This is a genomic window from Rhizobium sp. 3T7 (assembly GCF_020166565.1).
Taxonomy (GTDB): domain Bacteria; phylum Pseudomonadota; class Alphaproteobacteria; order Rhizobiales; family Rhizobiaceae; genus Rhizobium.
The window spans coordinates 156872-174764 of sequence record NZ_JAIQXS010000007.1; the positions used below are offsets into that span (position 1 = coordinate 156872).

Sequence of the window (17893 nt, forward strand, 5' to 3'; positions counted from 1 at the left end):
GTAACTCCTCCTCTTGTTGCCGTCGATCTCCTCATCGCCGGCTTGTTATCTACTAGATCTTCAGCGCGCGATCCCTCGCGTGGTTGATGTGGGCGGCGAGGTTGTTGACCGCATCCTCGGCCGACCGCCTTTCGATCGCCTCCAGAACCTTCAAGTGCTCTCCCATGACCGGGCCAACACGTCCATCGATGCGGAAGCGCTCCTGACTGATCAGGCGCATTTTGATTGAATTAACCCGGTAGGCGTTGGAAATGATCGTATTGCCAAGCGCGTCGATAAAGGCGTCGTGCATGCCCCAGTCGACGGCTTGAGCGCGCACTTCCAGCTCATGGGAGGCGTCGCCATTGGCGATTGCGTCGGCAATATCGCGATGCTGCTTCAAGAGCTCAGCGATCGCCTCATCGGACGCGGAGCGCGTGAAGAGTGCGACCGCCTCCTTCTCCAGGAATAGCCGAAGCTGGAAAGCCTCGCGAATGAGGTTGAGGTCGATATGAGCGATCTGCAGGCCGCGCTGTGGGACCGTCTTGATCAGCCCTTCCGCCTCAAGCCGCGGGATAAGTTCACGGATTGCCGCAAGCGTCAGTCCGGTCAGTTCGACAAGACGACGCTGGGAGACGAACTGGCCCGGACGCACGTCGCGAGCCAGCAGGTGGCGTGTGAAGCTCTCATACGCCTTTTCCCGCAGCGTTGGCTGCTCGTCCATTCCGTCCATTGCCTCCCCCTCGTACATGGCGCCTATGCTGCTTTGGAGCGGAAAAGCGCATCGAAGGCAAGAGCAAGCTGTTCCTGTCCCTCGGTGGAAATTGAAACGAGTGGCGGGCGAACTGCAAGCCACATCTCATCGTCGGTGAGGCGAGCCACCATAGCTTTGACGGCCGCCGTAACCGGATATTTCAGAAGCTCGGCGACAAAACCCTCTACGCGGGCATCATCCCTGCCTTCTGTCGCCATCAGCTTCACCTCGCCAGGCAGGAAGTTCGCCATACCGGAGATCGCGCCCTGGCCGCCGAGGCGCACGCCTTTTGCAAGGTGGCGCTCATCGCCGATCAGAATGATGAGATCGCCATGGGCCTTCAGAAGGCTCTCGGTGTACGGCCAGTCGCCGGAGGAATCCTTGACGCCGGCGATGACCGCTGGGAAAGCTGCACGCAAACGCCCGATCAGCGACACAGTCAGCGGTACCATGGTTACCGACGGAATATTGTAGACGATGACGTCGCGCGCCTTGTCGCCCAGGATGGCAAAGACAGCAGAGAACCACTTGAAGAGGCCGTCATCGCTGACATTCTTGAAGTAGGAGGGCGGGGCCAACAGGATGTTGCGCGCACCGCGCGAAAGAGCGTTTCCAGCCTGAGCCGCAGCATCCTCGGCAGCATCGACCAGCACGCCCATAACGATCTTTTCAGGAGCGAAGCCGGCATTGAGAAATGCAGTGAGGATATGCTCACGTTCCTGCGTACCTATCGAGGATCCCTCGCCGGTCGTGCCAAATAGCGTGACGCTTTCACATCCTGATGCAAGGCATTGTTTTGCCTGTGCAATCATCACATTAACGTCGATCCAGCCCTTGGCGTCGAACGGCGTGGCAAGCGCAACGGAAAGCCCGAACTTCTCAGTCAATGTCAATTCTCCCAGTCGATGTGTTAGACGTAGCAGACTGACATGTTAGTTGTAAATGGGTAATATTCAGCGAGCGCTTATTGCTCTCCAATAGGCAGACGGCTTGAAGGGAGGCGTTAAGAGAACAGGTCCATCGTCACGCGCCGTTCTCCTTGACGGCTTCCATGGCCACGAAAGTCGACGTGCTGGCAACGAAAGGAAGGCTCGATATCTTCTCGCCGAGCACGAGACGGTAATTGGCGATGTCTGACGTGCGAATCTTCAAGAGATAGTCGAAAGCGCCGGCGATCATGTGGCACTCCTCGACCTCCTGCAGCTTGCGCGCGGCGATATTGAAGGCCTTCAGCGCATGCTCGCGCGTGTCGGAGAGCTTTACTTCAGTGAATGCGACGTGATTCTTACCGAGTTTCCTTACATCGACGATCGCGCGAAAGCCAAGAATATAGCCATCTTCGATCAATCTCTTTAATCTGACCTGGCAGGGCGTGTTTGACAAACCGACCTTTTTGGCGAGGTCGGTAATGGACATGCGGCCGTCGGCGACAAGGGCGTCGATGATCTTGTGGTCGAATTGGTCGATTTCCCTTCCGTTTGCGGTATTATTCACGATATTGCCTCTGTTTTTGCGCCCAAATTAGGCAAATATAATCCCGCAAAGCCAATTTCAAGTGAAATCACCTTCATGGGAGCTGCTATGTTCGACCACTATCCTTTTGTGGAGCAAAGACATGACGATCACCAACGATCCGGTGGCGAACGAAACCGTTAACGCGCAGCCTAGCGGCACTGCAAATCCCTTCGAGGGCTTTGCGCCGGAGATCCGACCGCAAAACGATCTGCGCCGGGCTATTACAGCGGCTTACCGTACGCCGGAGACCGTTTGTGTCCCGCGCCTCATTGACGCCGCAACGCTTCCGGAAAAGGTCAGGCAGGGCGCCGCCGCAACCGCTCGCAAGCTCATTGAGGCGCTTCGCGCCAAGCACAAGGGCACCGGCGTCGAAGGTCTCGTCCACGAATATTCGCTCTCGAGTCAGGAGGGCGTTGCGCTGATGTGTCTCGCCGAAGCGCTGCTGCGCATTCCCGATACGGCGACGCGCGATGCCCTGATACGCGACAAGATCGCCGAAGGCGATTGGAAGTCGCATCTGGGCGGCGGTCGTTCGCTCTTCGTGAATGCGGCGACCTGGGGGCTGGTCGTCACCGGCAAACTCACCTCCACGGTCAACGATCGCAACCTTTCAGCCGCGCTCACCCGCCTGATCGCACGCTGCGGGGAGCCTGTCATCCGCCGCGGCGTCGACATGGCGATGCGCATGATGGGCGAGCAGTTCGTCACCGGCGAGACGATCGACGAGGCGCTGCAGCGGGCGAAGCCTCTGGAACAGCGTGGCTTCCGCTATTCCTACGATATGCTCGGCGAGGCCGCCACCACGGGCGCGGATGCCGAACGCTACTATAAGGACTACGAAGCTGCGATCCATGCCATCGGCAAGGCTTCCGACCGACGCGGCATCTACGAAGGGCCCGGCATCTCGATCAAGCTTTCGGCCCTGCATCCACGTTATTCGAGAGCTCAAAGCGCGCGCGTCATGAGCGAGCTGCTGCCGAAGGTGAAGGCACTTGCCGTGATCGCCAAGTCCTATGACATCGGCCTTAACATCGATGCCGAGGAGGCGGATCGGCTGGAACTGTCGCTGGATATCCTCGAGACGCTGTGCCTCGATGAAGGCCTTGCCGGCTGGAACGGAATGGGCTTTGTTGTCCAGGCCTACGGCAAGCGCTGTCCCTTCGTGCTCGACTATGTCATCGATCTTGCCCGCCGCGCTGGTCGCCGCATCATGGTTCGCCTCGTCAAGGGCGCCTATTGGGACGCCGAAATCAAGCGCGCGCAGCTCGATGGCCTTGAAGACTTCCCCGTCTTTACCCGCAAGATCTATACCGACGTCTCCTACATCGCCTGCGCCAAGAAGCTGCTTGCTGCAACCGATGCGGTCTTCCCGCAGTTTGCGACCCACAATGCGCAGACGCTCGCCACCATCTACCACATGGCTGGCTCCGACTATTATGTCGGCAAGTATGAGTTCCAGTGCCTGCATGGCATGGGTGAGCCGCTGTACGACGAGGTTGTCGGTCGGCAGAACCTCAACCGTCCGTGCCGCATCTACGCGCCCGTGGGCACCCATGAAACCCTGCTTGCCTACCTCGTGCGCCGTCTTCTTGAAAACGGCGCCAACTCGTCGTTCGTAAACCGGATCGCTGACCCCAATGTCTCGATCGATGAGCTTGTTGCCGATCCTGTCGAGATCGTCGCCAAAATGCAGGTACCCGGTCAGAAGCACGACAAGATCGCGCTTCCCTGCGACCTGTACGGTCAGCGCCGCAACTCTGCCGGCCTTGATATCTCCAATGAAACCTCTCTGCAGGCGCTGACAGAAACATTGAAAGTAAGCGCCACGGTCTTGTGGACGGCCGCGCCAACCAGCCAGACGGGGAAGGGATCAGCGGCCCGCGACGTCCTCAACCCGGCCGACAGCCGAGACGCTGTCGGCACCGTGCGCGAAGCGACCGCCGAAGAGGCCGCGGCGGCAGCCGCGATCGCGCTGGAAGCCGCGTCGTCCTGGGCATCGGTAGCACCGGTTGAAAGGGCAGGATTGCTTGATCGCGCTGCCGATATCATGCAAGCGAAAATGGAGACCTTGCTGGGTCTCATCATCCGCGAAGCCGGCAAATCGCTGTTGAACGCGGTTGCCGAAGTGCGCGAGGCGATCGACTTCCTTCGCTACTATGCCGAGCAGACGCGCCGCACGCTTGGGCCGGCGCATGCGCCGCTCGGACCGGTCGTGTGCATCAGCCCCTGGAACTTTCCGCTGGCAATCTTTACCGGGCAGGTCGCTGCCGCTCTTGTCGCCGGCAACCCGGTTCTTGCCAAGCCCGCGGAAGAGACACCGCTGATTGCTGCCGAGGCAGTTCGTATCCTGCACGACGCCGGCATTCCCACCGAAGTCGTCCAACTGGTTCCCGGAGACGGAAGGGTAGGGGCCGCCCTGGTCGCAGCGCCGGAAACCGCTGCTGTCATGTTCACCGGCTCCACCGAGGTCGCCCGCATCATCCAGGCGGAACTTGCCAAGCGCCTCTCAAAGGACGGCAAGCCGATCCCGTTGATCGCCGAAACCGGCGGTCAAAACGCCATGATCGTCGACTCCTCGGCGCTTGCTGAACAGGTCGTTGGCGACGTGATCGCCTCGGCATTCGACAGCGCCGGACAGCGCTGCTCGGCACTGCGTATCCTGTGCCTGCAGGAAGATGTCGCCGATCGCACGCTGACCATGTTGAAGGGCGCGCTGCGCGAGCTTTCGATCGCCAACACCAACCGGCTTGCGTCCGATATCGGCCCGGTGATCACCGTCGACGCCAAGAACATCATCGAGGCGCACGTCGCCGCCATGGGCGCTGCCGGCTGCGCTGTCGAGCGCGTTGAACTGCCGGATGCGACCAAGAATGGAACCTTCGTGGCGCCAACGATCATCGAGATCAGCAAGATTTCGGAGTTGAAGCGCGAGGTCTTCGGTCCCGTCCTGCATGTCATCCGGTGGCGGCGCCAGGACCTCGGCCGCCTGATCGACGAGATCAACGCGACCGGCTACGGCCTGACCTTCGGCCTCCACACGCGGCTCGATGAAACGATCGCGATCGTTACCTCGCAGGTCAAGGCCGGCAATCTCTACGTAAACCGCAACGTCATCGGCGCCGTCGTCGGCGTCCAACCCTTCGGCGGCCGCGGTCTTTCCGGCACCGGCCCCAAGGCCGGGGGGCCACTCTATCTGGGGCGGCTGGTCAAGACGCCGCCGATTCCCCCGCAACATAGCTCCGTCTATAGCGATCCCGCTCTTTCAGACTTTGCCAAGTGGCTGGACCAACAGGGCCTGTCGGAAGACGCGGAAATGGCACGCCATCTCGGCAGCCAGTCGGCCCTCGGGCTCGAAACCGAACTTGCCGGTCCCGTCGGTGAGCGCAACCTCTATGCGCTTCATCCTCGCGGCGAAATCCTGTGCGCTCCGTCCTCTCGCACCGGCCTCATTCGCCAGATCTCGGCGGCTCTCGCCACTGGCAACAGCGCGGTCATCGATGGCGACGACAGCCTCCGTTCGACGTTGAACGGCGTTCCCGTCAGTGTCGCGCAGCGGGTTTCCTGGCAGGAGGCATCGGCCCATCCCAACCCAATGGCCGGCGCTCTGATCGAAGGCGACGCCGAGAGGGTCTCGGCCATGCTCGCAAAACTCGCCGCGATGCCTGGTCCTTTGCTGCTCACCCAGTCCGCCCCGACCGAGCAGCTTGAACGCGATCCAGATGCTTACTGCCTCAACTGGCTCCTGGAGGAGGTATCCACCTCAATCAACACCGCCGCAGCCGGAGGCAATGCCAGCCTGATGTCGATAGGGTAGGCGATCGGATGCGGCAGCGCCATGTCGTCGCTAACCGGCATGTCCAGACGACTCGGGCCTCATAATCAGTGAGCGCAAACTGAGAACTTTGCCCCTGGGCATGGAGACCGTTTCGGCTTGTTGGCATGCGAACTCATAGCTGGCTTGAACGGTAGATCGATGTTCCGCGGATCGAGGGTCGGTGGCAGGCTGTCGTCGACCTCGGAGGAGATCCGCCAAGTCCTGCGCGAGATCGGTGTCCCACCCAACCCGTGCCCAACGAAGTTACGGCGACGCTATCGTAGGGCAGACTCACGCTGTGGACTGAGATTTATGCACAGAAGTCATGTTAGGGCCTGATTCCGCGGCCACGGCTTCATGCTATAGGCTGATAGGTTCTGTTGAAAATCAGCCCATGAACTGATGAGCACTACTTAACGAGGCCGAACAAGAAAACATCGTTGAGGGTGCGGCGTGGGCACGCGGCCGACGACGTGTGCCGCTTGAGCGGCTGCTTAGCGGAGACTTCATGCGAGCATTGCACACGCGCATGTTTGGGGAAGTTTGGCAATGGGCAGGCACGTTCCGAACAACTGAGCGCAACATCGGCATACAGGCCTATCGCATCGGAACAGAGCTCGCGAACCTCTTGAGCGACATCCGCTACTGGATTGCGCAGAAGACCTTTCCACCGGACGAGATCGCGATCAGACTCCATCATCGCCTTGTCGCTATTCACCCGTTTCCAAATGGGAACGGCCGTCACGCGCGCTTGGCTGCTGATCTTGTGATTGAACGGCTCGGCGGCAAGCCGTTCAATTGGGGCAGCGGCAGCTTGGCCGATGTCGGTGAACTGCGAGCACGTTACGTTTCCGCGTTACGCACTGCGGATAATCATGACATCGGGCCACTGCTGGAATTTGCCAGCAGCTGAGCAGGCCGATCCCTTTGACTTCCAATTTGTGGCTCTGCGGTCGACCTGGCAGCCATCCAGCGCGCCCGTCGCCGTCTACCACGCGCCACGGCGCGGATGCGGGTGAATGTAGGGCGAGCCCTGAGCGGTTGTGATGCGGTACGACGAGGAGATTTCGAGCCGTCGAGAAGACGGAGGCGAAGTTGGCCGCGCGACTTTAACTATCCACTAGCAAAGCGGCACGGTGGCACATGTCATAAGCCCATCCGCTCTTGGGCCTCGCCGCAAGCCTCAATCGGCATTAACGCCTCGGCCGAGCAGGTGGGCAGCCGAACGCCAGGCATGATGCGCGATTTGGTCAAGCCGTCGGACAGCCTCGATCCGCGTAAGGGCGTCCGCAGCAGTCAGTTGCCCCTGTGCGACGGAGGCAAGGGCCGCGGTGCGATGGTTGCGCTGCAGGGCCTCGAGCTCGCATGATGCTGCCCCTGCGTCATCGAGCGCTGCGGCGACCTCGGTCGAAACGCTCCAGCCGATGGAGGCGGCTTTTGTGCTGAGAGCAGACTCCGAGGTGATGGAGCCACCGGTTGCCAGTGCCGCACGCATGGCCCGTGCGCATAGCTCTGTAGCCCGCAGGCCGCCGGTGGCCTGAGCCGGGTTTCCGGGCGAACTGTCGTCGGCTAAGATTTCCACGAGACGCGAGGCGTGGTCGAGTGCGTGCAGCGTGCTCGTCATACGCAGGCGCTCGGCATCTGTCTCAGGCCCTTCCCTTAACTCGGACAGGAAAGCCCGTACTTCCAAAAGTGCGGCCTGCGCCTCAGCTGCCGGCGCCGATGGGACGGCTCCACCAGAAAGCATTGCGGAAACGGAAGCTGCAGTCCTCCCGAGCACGCCGGCAATGACACGCCGGGCGGTTTCTATCGCAACCACCGGACTGGCAAGCGCGCTTGGATCGAGCGCTCGCTGAAGCGCTGTCTGCTTGAAGGGCAGGAGCCGCTCCACGATACGGGTGAACCGCTGTGTCGCCGGAAGGAGCACTGCGACACCCACCACGTTATAGGCCGTGTGGTAGGCGGCAAGGAGCGTCATCCCATCGAGCGATGTGGTGAAGGCCTTCATTACTGGGGCCGTGATCGGAAAGGCGACGATTGCGATAAGCGCTGCGATGAGCTTGAATAGCACATAGGCAAGAGCCAGGCGCTTGGCCGTTGTGCTGGCACCTATGGCTGCCAATGCGGAGCTCGTCGCCGTTCCGATGTTCTGACCGATGATCAGGGCTGTGCCCTGCTCGAGGCCCACCGCACCGGCGTAGAAAGCCGAAATGGTAACGGCGATCGAAGCCGTCGACGACTGCATGACTGCGGTCATCGCCAAGCCAACGACGATCAAGCTCATGAGACCTAGCGATCCTTCCATCCAGCCGATACCCGGTGTGCCGAGGACGGCGGGCAGGTCGGACGGATGCAGACTTTCGGCGAGGCCTCCCATGCCCTGCTGTAGGGTGGTCAACCCATAGAGTACCAGCGCAAATCCTGCGAGCGCACCGCCTGTCGCCGCGATCCGTCTACCCCCCAACAGCCTGGCTAGCGCGCCAAAGAAGATAATCGGTAGCGCATAGGTTGAAAGCGAGACGCGCACACCAATCAGCGCCACGAGCCAGGCCGTTCCCGTCGTGCCCACATTTGCGCCGAACACGAGGCCAAGCCCCTGCGGAAATGTCAAGAGCCCGGCGCTGACGAGGCCAATCGTCGTCATCGTTACCGCGCTCGACGACTGTACAAGTAATGTGACGATGGCGCCCCAGAAGGCCCCTGAGAGCGGTGTTGCGGCGGCCTTGCCGAGAACAATACGCAGTGCAGATCCCGCCAGCGCCTTTAGACCGTCAGTCATGACGGTCATACCGAGCAGGAAAAGCCCGATACCCCCGAGAATAGCAACTGCCGTCGACATGCGCGTTCCGCCCGTGTGCGCTTCGCCACTAACCGCTGTTACGTCATAGCATCGCAAATACGATTGTCCAAAATCGCGCATCGCAGGTTGTGGGCCCCAAGACACAACACCGGCATGATGTCACGTTATCGGTCGTCTGTTCAAAGTTAGCTGGGTCTTCAGGCTGCCGCATCGGTCACGGCATTGCAGTGCGCCATCGCTCCTGGACGATGGATGTAAACGGCGAGAGTTGAACGTTGCTGACCTGACCACGACCTCCTTGAGGATTCCGGTCTTCGAGCCTCGCTGAAGGCAATGAAGTCTTCAGCAATCTGCGTCAGATCGATGTGCGGTGTTGCGCTTTGATTGGACAAGTCCTTTGATGAGCCCCTCGAGACGAGGACCATGTCGGGGGTAAGCATGGATGGAACTCACTTGTTTGAACTGGTGATCGCGATGTTTCTTGCGATCATCGCGCTCCACTACGCGGCGCACAGACTTGGACTGCCGCCCTCGGTCGCATTGCTTGCTGGCGGGGCGACACTCGCGTTCTTGCCGGGTCTGCCTGCAATCACCGTCAATCCAGAGCTGGTGCTCGTCATCTTCCTCCCGCCGCTTCTGCTCGACGGCGCTTGGTCCATCGCTGTGGAACGACTGCGCCGTCACATGGTAGGCATCGCGTCGCTCGCCGTGGGGGCGGTGTTCTTCACCTGCGCCGTCGTGGCCGTGGTGACCCATCTCCTTTTCCCGTCGCTTCCGTGGGCTGCCTGCGCGGCGCTTGGCGCGATCGTATCGCCGCCCGACGCCGTTTCCGCCCGCGCCGTGCTGGAGCGCGTAAGGCTGCCCCGTCGGCTCCAGATTCTGCTGGAAGGCGAGAGCCTCCTGAACGATGCGAGCGGCCTGGTGCTTTTCCGATTTGCGGTTGCCGCCGTCGCGACAGGTACCTTCAGTTCGGTAGGGGCGGTTGGCTCCTTCCTCCTGCTGGCGGTTGGTGGTGCTGTCGTCGGCGTCGTTGTCGGAACCGCATGGGTGAAGTTCGTCCGCCGTCTCGGCGACGAATACCTCATCATTGCAGCCACAACGCTGCTCGCTTGGATTTCCTATCTGCTTGGAGAACTGCTTCACGTTTCAGGCGTTATCGCCACCGTCACCACCGGCCTGATCGCGGCCTGGCACCAGCACACTGTACTTTCGGCAGCGACGCGCATGCGAGGGACGTCGTTCTGGACCGTCATGGTCTTCCTGATGGAGGCTGCGGTCTTCATATTGATCGGCCTGTCCTTGCGGGACGTTGTCGAGCGCGGTGGTGGCTTTGGCACGGTGGTTGCGACAATGGGACTGCCGGCCATTGCGATTTTGGTCACGCTCGTCGTCGCGCGCTTTGCCTGGATTTTCGGATCCGATCTTCTCATCAAGCTCTGCACTGCCTCGGGGCTGGCCCGAACGCGGCCTCTCGGCGTCGGTGGCGCCACCGTCCTTAGCTGGGCGGGCGTGCGCGGCGTCGTCACGCTTGCCCTTGCCCTCAGCTTGCCGGAGGGATTTCCCGGCCGCGACTTTATCCTGGTAACGTCGTTCGCCGCGATCTTGGGAACGGTGCTCGTGCAGGGCACGACGCTGGGGCGCGTCATCGCCTGGGCGAAGCTGACCGAACAGGACTCGGAAAGGGCCCGCCTCACAATGAGTGAGGCCGAAGCTGCAATGGCCCAGGCGCAACTGACGACCATACAAGATCTGGCATACGACGCCGAAGGAAAACTCATCCATCCTCGATTGCTGGAGCAGTATCAGCGCAGGGCAACGGCGATCGTCGACTATGCCGCACGGACCGAACACTACGTGCCGGTTCTCCATGCCCATTTCGACGTCGTTCTTGAAGCAGTAGCATCTGGACGCCGGGAACTAATCCGCCTTCATCGTGCTGGTGAGATCGATGATGAAACGTTGCAGGAACTTGAACGGGACCTCGACCTCGAGGAACTGAGTGCGATCTCCGCAAAGGCGTGAGACCGGGACCTGAGTTTCTATTTTGTGGCAACAAGTGCCACCGGATAGTGAACCAGGCACCCGCCACTCAGGTCAACTGAACTTGATATCAAGGCAATCGGCTTGATATTAAGTCAAATAGCCTGACGCCCGTGAGATCTGCCAGCTTGTCCATAAGCCTGTCCTGATAGGCCGCGTCCGTGACTTCTGCGGCTGGTTGACGCTGCCGGCGGTGATACCAGTAGCCACCGCTTGTCTTGGCGGCCTCGTCGTCGCTTGTCGCGAGCCATGTCTGGGTCTGATAGCCCATCTTGAGATCATCGGGCGCTCCAGGCCCGCCCATCTTCGTGGGCACCCAGCCGGGATCCACAGCATTGCTGAGGACCTCAGGCCAGTACCGCGCAACGGCCGCCGCGATGGTGGCGACATGGAGCTTGCTTTCGGAATAGGCCTGGCTTGTATTCCAAGCGCGCATTTTCCAGTCGATGTCGTCAATCGACCCACCACCACTCTGGTGCATGCCACTGCTTAAATAGACCAGACGATCGGGTCGATCGATCAAGGCCGTGAGCAGGTATGGTGCCAACGTGTTGACCGCCAGAATCTTCGCGTGACCCTCGGGCGTGCCCCCCCGACTTCTCTCGGAGTAGATGCCGGCATTGTGGATGACGGCGTCCATCCGCCCGATCTCGTTGACTTGTTCCGCGATGGAACGCGTCTCCGCGCCGCTGCTAAGATCGCCGACGACGACCGCCAAAGCTCTGGGTCGCAGGCATGCCACGGCCAACGCCCTGTCGTTGGACCGAGCATGCAACACGACCTCATGCCCGTCGTTCATCAAGGTGCGCGCCGCAGCCAATCCGAGACCGTCGGTGGATCCTGTAATGAAGACACGGCTCATGGTGGTCGCCTGCTAGCTTGTTGTCATGGCAAAGAGATAGGCAGGAGCGCTCGGTGGGCCACCCCTCCATATGCATGATAGCGCGCTTGTCACGCGTCCCCCGCTCAATGAAATCCAATATCGTGCTCGGAAGCTTGCAAGGGCTCCTTTGCACGCGTCAGTGCGACCGTGTCCCAAGGGCCGGGCGTCCAAGGGGGCAGGGATCTCGCTCCGAAAGCATGCGGCCCCAGACCTTGCCCGCGCCGTCGAGCGCATATTGCGAAACCTCCATGGCGATTTCTCCCACTCGGGGGTATAGGCACAGCGTCAAGAATTCCGGTTTGGTCAATGCAAGTTCTCTATGCCGGACTAAGCGTCGAGACGTTGCTGAGTCTGCTGGTCGAAGAAATGAACCTTGGCAGTTTCAAAGGAAAGCTTCACGCGCTGATCGGGAACAAGCTCGACACGTTCGCGGACAACCCATGTGAGTTCCTTGCCTTCCACGTCGACGGCAACGTGGGTTTCCGAGCCGGTAGGCTCGACGACCTTGACGACCGCGTCAACACCATCCTCGCCGCCCAGCGCAATGTCTTCCGGTCGGATCCCGAGCACCAACGGCCTGCGTGCCGACGCGCTTGGCGCGCGTGACAGTTTCGCTCGCGAACCGCCCGTCAAGGTGAACAAGGGACCGCCAGAATCCTGTAGACTTCCCTCCAGGAAGTTCATCGCGGGCGAACCCAAGAAGCCGGCGACGAACACATTCCGCGGCCGATCGTACAGCTCCAGAGGGCTGCCGATCTGCTCGACGCGACCACCCTGCAGAACGACGATCTTGTCTGCCATGGTCATGGCTTCGATCTGATCATGAGTGACGTATACGATTGTCGTCTTCAGGCGCTGATGGAGTGCCTTGATCTCGGCCCTCATCTTGACACGGAGCTTGGCGTCGAGGTTCGAGAGGGGTTCGTCGAACAGAAACACCTTGGGATCTCGAACGATGGCGCGCCCCATGGCGACGCGCTGTCGCTGTCCGCCGGACAACTGGGCGGGTTTGCGCTCGAGCAGAGGCTGCAGTCCAAGGATGGCTGCGGCCTCGCTGACCTTCTTGTCGATTTCCGGTCGCTTCACGCCAGCAAGTTCAAGCGCAAAGCCCATGTTCTGGGCAACCGTCATCTGCGGATAAAGCGCGTAGTTTTGGAAGACCATTGCGATATTGCGGTCCTTCGGCTGCAGATTGTTGACGACCCTGCCGTCGATGCTGATCTGGCCAGCCGAGATCTCCTCGAGCCCGGCGATCATTCGCAACAGCGTGGACTTGCCGCAGCCGGAGGGGCCGACAAGAATGACGAATTCGCCATCGGCAATATCGACATCGACGCCATGGATGATGTCGACCGAGCCGAAGGACTTCTTGACGTTCTTGATGTTCAATCCAGACATTTGGAACCCCTAAACTAGCGCATTCTGCGAACGCGTAGCGCCTGATACGGCTTGCGCTGAATCACCACGCCAAAGGCGGCATCGGGCTTTCCACCCCGCACGATTGCGCCATGACGGGTGGGGTGCGGCACCGGTGCCTCGACCTTCTCGGCCGGCGTGATCGTCATCTCCCAGGTGTCGATGATATCGACCTCGTAGTCGGTGCCGTCGAGCGGCAAGCCCGAGGACCAGATGACCGGCTGATGCTCACCCAGATAGATCAGGCGGAAATCGCCGTCGCCGTCCCGTGCGCCCGAGACGCGCGACCAGGGCCACTCGCCGATGATGTCGAGCGGCTCCAGTCCGTGCTTCACGTCGGCTTCGAGCAGGTCCCGCAGGAAGCCGATGCGCTTCCAGGCCTCGCCGCGTAGCTCGCCGCCCTTTGCCCACCAAATTAGATCCTCAGGATGCGAATAGGTCTCGCCATGGCCGGCATAGCCGCCGCGCGTCAGCGTAATCCAGTAGCGGTGCACCAGTTCCTGGGCGGAGAGATTGCCCCAGGACTGCAGGATGTCGCCTTCATATTCCGGCTCGTCGTTGACGACAGGCTTGCCATAGGCGTTGCGCCATTCCTGGGTACGCTTCACGTCGGGGTTTTGGATGCACGTATGCGTGACCCAAGGCTTGCGGTGGTCGAAATTCGCGGTCACGTCGCCATTATGGATTGAGCGCAAATGCTGGTACGGATCGTTTTCTTCCAGAATGTGGAAGTAGCGATCCCACTGCTCCATCGGTTTCGTGTCGATCAAGAAGTCATACTCATTGGCAAGCGACCACCAGACATTCCGAAAAGCCGACAGACGTGCCGCGAGATAGGTGACGTAGCGGTAGTCTTGCTCGGCTGACATATCTGCGTAGCCCCAGCGGTCGTAGGGGTGGAAGATGATGATGTCGGCTTCGATCCCAAGCTCGCACAGCGCTGCAACTCGGCTGTCGAAGTGCTGGAAGAGCACTGGATTTGGACGGTCGAAGTCTTCCTTGCCGTCAGCGCCCTTTTCGAAGCAGGCATAGAGTGGCTCATTGACGTTGTAGGGGTAGTCCTTCGGGAAGACGCCCATGCGGATCTTGTTGAACTTCGTCTTCTTCAACGTCTCAAGCGTCTGCTGCTGCATTTCAAGCGGCTGATGCGTCCAGGCATAGCAAGTTGTACCGAACGAGAAGAACGGCGTGCCGTCGGCATAGGCGAAATGGAACTTGTTGCGTACTCGCACCGGGCCGTGGTTGGCAGACGACGGCGTGGTGGCGATCAAGGCTCCAGTCTTTGCGTCAAGTGCTGCGGTCCTGGAGCGGGTGCGGAAAGACCATTCACCCTCGACATCAGGCATGAAGCGCACACGGTAGGTTCCGTTGCCATCGTAAAAGCCTGGAACCCGTACCTCGCGGCTCTTGTGCGTAAAGATGGCATCGAATGCCACGTCGAGATAGGGATTGCCGGTGGAGGGCCCTTGGAAGGAGGCCTCGAACACGCCCCATTTTTCGACCGTTGCATTGGACATTGAATTCTCTCCTCGTAGAATAATATTGTTGCCTCAGCCCTTGACCGCACCGGACGTGAGGCCGGACACGAAGTAGCGTTGGAACATCAGGTAGACGATCGTCGCCGGCAGAACCGTCATGACGATGGCGGCGTTGAGCTGTCCGTAGTTGCTTGAGAATTGTCCCTGGAACGACATTAGGCCCAGCGGCAGTGTCCACATGTGCTGGTCTTGCAGAAGCACCAGCGCCATGGCGAATTCGTTCCAGGTCGCGACAAAGTCGAGAATGAGCAGCGCCGCGAGAACGGGCAGGCATACGGGAAGGAATATCCGCCTGAAGATGGTGAAGTGGGTCGCACCGTCGATGAGCGCGGCTTCCGACAGCTCCTTGGGAATCCCCTTGAAGAAGCCGTGCAGGATGAAGACCTGGTAGGGAACGCCGAAGGCGATGTAGGGAAGGATGACTCCCGGATAGGTGTCAATGAGCCCGAACGAATTCACCAAAGTGAACAGAGGTGCGAGCATCACCTGAAAGGGGATCATCGTGCCGAAGACGACGAGCAGGAGAAGGACCTTGCTGAACTTGAGCTTGATTTTGGCCAGCGCGTAGGCCGCCATCGCAGACAGCATCAGGCCGAGCGGCACCTTGATGACCGTGATGATAACGCTGTTGAAAAACGAGTTCGCGAAGTTGCCCCGGCTCCAAGCCCCGCTGTAGTTGTCGAAGGCAAGTTCGCTCGGCGGTATGAAGGCGCCGGTACTCGTCACCGCAGCCGGTGTCTTCAGGGACGTGAACACGATGAAGACGAACGGGGCGACCCAGATCAGCGCCACGATAACCAGTGCGATCCACAGGCCGATCAAGATGGGATCACGCTTCATCGAGGACGGTTGCGCCTCGAGATGCACAATGGCGGGATCGGTCGGGATTGCTGTCACGCGTCAACCTCCTCGTGCTTCTGCGTCCATCTGAGATAGGGGATGACAACCGCCATTGTGATCAGCAGCAGGACGACCGAGATCGCGGCGCCGCGACCGAAATCGAAGATCTGCATCGCCTGCGTGAACGCCCAAAGGGCCAGCATCTGCGTGGATTGGGCCGGGCCGCCACCGGTGAGGCCGTAGACGATATCAAACGCCTTGAGGGACGAGATGATGGAAAGCACCAGTACGATGGTGATCGTCGGACGCAAGGCCGGCAGCGTCACGTGCTTGAACACCGCCCAGCGGCCGGCGCCATCGATGCGCGCCGCCTCGACGAGCGTCTGGGAAACGTTTTGCAGGCCGGCCAGGAACAGGACCATCGAAAAGCCGACTGTCTGCCAGATGTAAGCGACGAAGACGGAATAGAGGGCGATGTCCTTGTTACCAAGCCAGTCCTTGATCCAGGCCTGCATGCCCCATGAAGTCAGCATCTGGCTGAAGAGCCCGAAAAAAGGATCGTACATCCATTTCCACATGGTCGCGACGGCGATCGGCGCGATGATAACTGGCAGGTAGAAGACGGCTCTCAGGCTGTTGCGTGCGAAGATCTTCTGATTGAGACTGAGCGCCAACAGAAGGCCGACCATCGGCGGAAAGACCAGGCTCATCAGAGTCCAGATGACCGTATTGCGGAAGGCCACCCAAAAGACGGGGTCGCGTGTAAAGATTGCCGTGTAGTTCGCAAATCCCACGAACTGGCGGTTCGCGTCCAATCCGTTCCATTTCTGGAAGCTCAGAACCACGACGTTCAGCATCGGGTAAAGGGCGAATACAGCGTAGATTGCCAACGCTGGAACGAGCAGAATGAGCGCCTGGATGCGCGGATCATGTGTCGTTTGACGTAGTGACATGCTCTCCTCCTGGCAGTGACGAGACCCTGCCAGCTCATTTGAACGGTGCACCAGCCGACCGACATTGACGTCGGCCGGCTGGCGCTCTGGGAGGAATTAGGTCCGGCTCGCGATGAAGCTCTGGAGTTGCTTTGCCGCGTCCGCAGGCTCAACGCTGCCGGAAGCGACTTCGTTGATGATGCGGAAATACTCCGTTGTGACATCAAGCGGGAAAGCCTGGTCGCCGTTCATGTACACCTTGGCGTACTTCTTGAAGATGTCGAGCCACTCGGCTTCAAGAGGCTTCTGGTTCGTGTACTGAACGTTCTTGTTGACCGAGATCGAGCTGATCTGACCGACTAGATCCTGCTGAACCTTGTTGGACAGGAAGTAGTCGAGGAACTTGGCTGCAGTGTCAGGGGCCTTGCTCTTCGTGCTGACATAGTTGTACTCGGCAAACCCATAGAGACGGTCGGTGTTCGTCGGGAAAGGGAAGATCCCATAGTCGTCGAGGTTTGCGCCGCTGCCGTCGAGCTGGCTGACCAGCCAGTCGCCTTCCAGCATCATAGCCGCACGGCCGGCCGTGAACAGGCTGTAGGACTGCTTATTGTCGATGCCCATGAACGGCTGCAGCGTGTAGTCCTTCGTCCACTTCGCGAATTCAGCAAATGCCTCGGTTGCGCACGGTTCCTTCGTCCAGTCGACCTTCATCGCCTTTAGCGCGTCATGCTTCTCGGCGCCGCACTTCGTTTCGAGGATGACATCCATCAGGCGCATGACGTGCCAGTTGACGGTTCCGCCGAAGGTGAAGGCAGGGATGCCCGCGCCCTTCAGTTTTTCCGCAGCGGCCAGGAGTTCTTCGTAGGTCTTCGGCTCCTCCTTGATGCCGGCCTGCTCAAACAGCTTTTTGTTGTAGTACACCGCCTCGCCCTTGAAGGTGAACGGTGTGCCGTGCTTGCCGCCAGGATAAAGATCAGCGAATGCAGCAGCAGAGGGGAGGAGTTCGTCGGTCCACTTGTACTCGGAATAGTACTTGTCGAGCGGCAGCGACAGACCGGCCTTCACGTATTCACCGCCGAGCCCAAGTCCGGCCCAACTGAAATAGATGTCCGGGCCCTTGTCGGATCCCGCAGCGACGCGCAACGCGGTTTTATGCTCATCCACGGCCCGTTGGACGATTTCAACGTGCGTGCCGGGGTTCGCAGCCTCGAAGTCCGTTGCGACTTTTTTCAAAGCGACATTTGCAGCGTTGTTGTCGAAATTGAGGGTCCAGAGCGTGATATCCTCAGCCAGCCCCGGCGTTGCGGACAGTGCCGCCACGGCCATTGCAATGCTCGCAGACTTCAATTTCGTAGATAGGGTCAGCATTACCGTCCTCCTCT

12 protein-coding genes and 1 pseudogene are annotated in these 17893 nt (G+C 60.1%); 3 read left to right on the top strand and 10 right to left on the bottom strand.

Annotated features, from left to right (window positions below; all coding sequences use genetic code 11):
* Window positions 1–52 precede the first annotated feature (52 nt).
* The 3 genes from K9B32_RS12935 to K9B32_RS12945 all read right to left on the bottom strand — a co-directional run bounded on the left by K9B32_RS12935 (window position 53) and on the right by K9B32_RS12945 (window position 2227).
* On the bottom strand, window positions 53–730 hold the full coding sequence (locus tag K9B32_RS12935) for a GntR family transcriptional regulator (RefSeq protein WP_183719583.1): 678 nt from the start codon (window positions 728–730) through the stop codon (window positions 53–55).
* Between the two features lie 5 nt (window positions 731–735).
* Window positions 736–1620: a dihydrodipicolinate synthase family protein gene (locus tag K9B32_RS12940; protein ID WP_224562634.1), complete on the bottom strand. Its 885-nt coding sequence runs from the start codon at window positions 1618–1620 to the stop codon at window positions 736–738.
* A gap of 136 nt (window positions 1621–1756) precedes the next feature.
* Window positions 1757–2227 (bottom strand): Lrp/AsnC family transcriptional regulator, encoded by a 471-nt coding sequence (locus K9B32_RS12945; protein ID WP_224562635.1) that lies wholly within the window; start codon window positions 2225–2227, stop codon window positions 1757–1759.
* 121 nt (window positions 2228–2348) lie between these two features.
* Between K9B32_RS12945 and putA the strand changes: the two genes are divergently transcribed.
* The gene (gene putA, locus K9B32_RS12950) at window positions 2349–6062 is read left to right on the top strand and encodes a trifunctional transcriptional regulator/proline dehydrogenase/L-glutamate gamma-semialdehyde dehydrogenase (protein ID WP_224562636.1); all 3714 of its coding nucleotides are present in this window, start codon (window positions 2349–2351) and stop codon (window positions 6060–6062) included.
* 412 nt (window positions 6063–6474) lie between these two features.
* Window positions 6475–6975: pseudogene (locus K9B32_RS12955) on the top strand (mobile mystery protein B); the annotation flags it as partial.
* Between the two features lie 270 nt (window positions 6976–7245).
* Here the strand turns inward: K9B32_RS12955 and K9B32_RS12960 are convergent.
* Window positions 7246–8901, bottom strand: a complete 1656-nt coding sequence (locus K9B32_RS12960) for a Na/Pi cotransporter family protein (RefSeq protein WP_224562637.1) — start codon at window positions 8899–8901, stop codon at window positions 7246–7248.
* Window positions 8902–9300: 399 nt separating this feature from the next.
* On the opposite strand from K9B32_RS12960, the gene K9B32_RS12965 reads away from it, so the two are divergent.
* Window positions 9301–10884 carry a Na+/H+ antiporter gene (locus tag K9B32_RS12965; RefSeq protein ID WP_224562640.1) on the top strand — a complete coding sequence of 528 codons (1584 nt, stop codon included), beginning with the start codon at window positions 9301–9303 and terminating at the stop codon, window positions 10882–10884.
* An 88-nt stretch (window positions 10885–10972) separates the two neighbouring features.
* Here the strand turns inward: K9B32_RS12965 and K9B32_RS12970 are convergent, their stop codons facing one another.
* The 6 genes from K9B32_RS12970 to K9B32_RS12995 all read right to left on the bottom strand — a co-directional run bounded on the left by K9B32_RS12970 (window position 10973) and on the right by K9B32_RS12995 (window position 17879).
* Window positions 10973–11764 carry an SDR family NAD(P)-dependent oxidoreductase gene (locus tag K9B32_RS12970; RefSeq protein ID WP_224562642.1) on the bottom strand — a complete coding sequence of 264 codons (792 nt, stop codon included), beginning with the start codon at window positions 11762–11764 and terminating at the stop codon, window positions 10973–10975.
* A 348-nt stretch (window positions 11765–12112) separates the two neighbouring features.
* Window positions 12113–13183 (bottom strand): ABC transporter ATP-binding protein, encoded by a 1071-nt coding sequence (locus K9B32_RS12975; protein ID WP_224562645.1) that lies wholly within the window; start codon window positions 13181–13183, stop codon window positions 12113–12115.
* A 14-nt stretch (window positions 13184–13197) separates the two neighbouring features.
* On the bottom strand, window positions 13198–14718 hold the full coding sequence (locus K9B32_RS12980) for a DUF5060 domain-containing protein (protein WP_224562647.1): 1521 nt from the start codon (window positions 14716–14718) through the stop codon (window positions 13198–13200).
* Window positions 14719–14751: 33 nt separating this feature from the next.
* Window positions 14752–15636 carry a carbohydrate ABC transporter permease gene (locus K9B32_RS12985; protein WP_224562649.1) on the bottom strand — a complete coding sequence of 295 codons (885 nt, stop codon included), beginning with the start codon at window positions 15634–15636 and terminating at the stop codon, window positions 14752–14754.
* Window positions 15633–16532: a carbohydrate ABC transporter permease gene (locus tag K9B32_RS12990; protein WP_224562651.1), complete on the bottom strand. Its 900-nt coding sequence runs from the start codon at window positions 16530–16532 to the stop codon at window positions 15633–15635. Before K9B32_RS12990 ends, K9B32_RS12985 begins: the two co-directional genes overlap by 4 nt.
* Window positions 16533–16628: 96 nt before the next feature.
* The gene (locus tag K9B32_RS12995) at window positions 16629–17879 is read right to left on the bottom strand and encodes an extracellular solute-binding protein (protein WP_224562653.1); all 1251 of its coding nucleotides are present in this window, start codon (window positions 17877–17879) and stop codon (window positions 16629–16631) included.
* Window positions 17880–17893 lie beyond the last annotated feature (14 nt).

Excerpts from the sequence above, each read along its gene's own strand:
- K9B32_RS12970 (WP_224562642.1), bottom strand. The coding sequence starts at position 11,764 with ATGAGCCGTGTCTTCATTACAGGATCCACCGACGGTCTCGGATTGGCT.
- putA (WP_224562636.1), top strand. The coding sequence starts at position 2,349 with ATGACGATCACCAACGATCCGGTGGCGAACGAAACCGTTAACGCGCAG.
- K9B32_RS12995 (WP_224562653.1), bottom strand. The coding sequence starts at position 17,879 with ATGCTGACCCTATCTACGAAATTGAAGTCTGCGAGCATTGCAATGGCC.
- K9B32_RS12980 (WP_224562647.1), bottom strand. The coding sequence starts at position 14,718 with ATGTCCAATGCAACGGTCGAAAAATGGGGCGTGTTCGAGGCCTCCTTC.
- K9B32_RS12935 (WP_183719583.1), bottom strand. The coding sequence starts at position 730 with ATGTACGAGGGGGAGGCAATGGACGGAATGGACGAGCAGCCAACGCTG.
- K9B32_RS12990 (WP_224562651.1), bottom strand. The coding sequence starts at position 16,532 with ATGTCACTACGTCAAACGACACATGATCCGCGCATCCAGGCGCTCATT.
- K9B32_RS12975 (WP_224562645.1), bottom strand. The coding sequence starts at position 13,183 with ATGTCTGGATTGAACATCAAGAACGTCAAGAAGTCCTTCGGCTCGGTC.
- K9B32_RS12960 (WP_224562637.1), bottom strand. The coding sequence starts at position 8,901 with ATGTCGACGGCAGTTGCTATTCTCGGGGGTATCGGGCTTTTCCTGCTC.
- K9B32_RS12965 (WP_224562640.1), top strand. The coding sequence starts at position 9,301 with ATGGATGGAACTCACTTGTTTGAACTGGTGATCGCGATGTTTCTTGCG.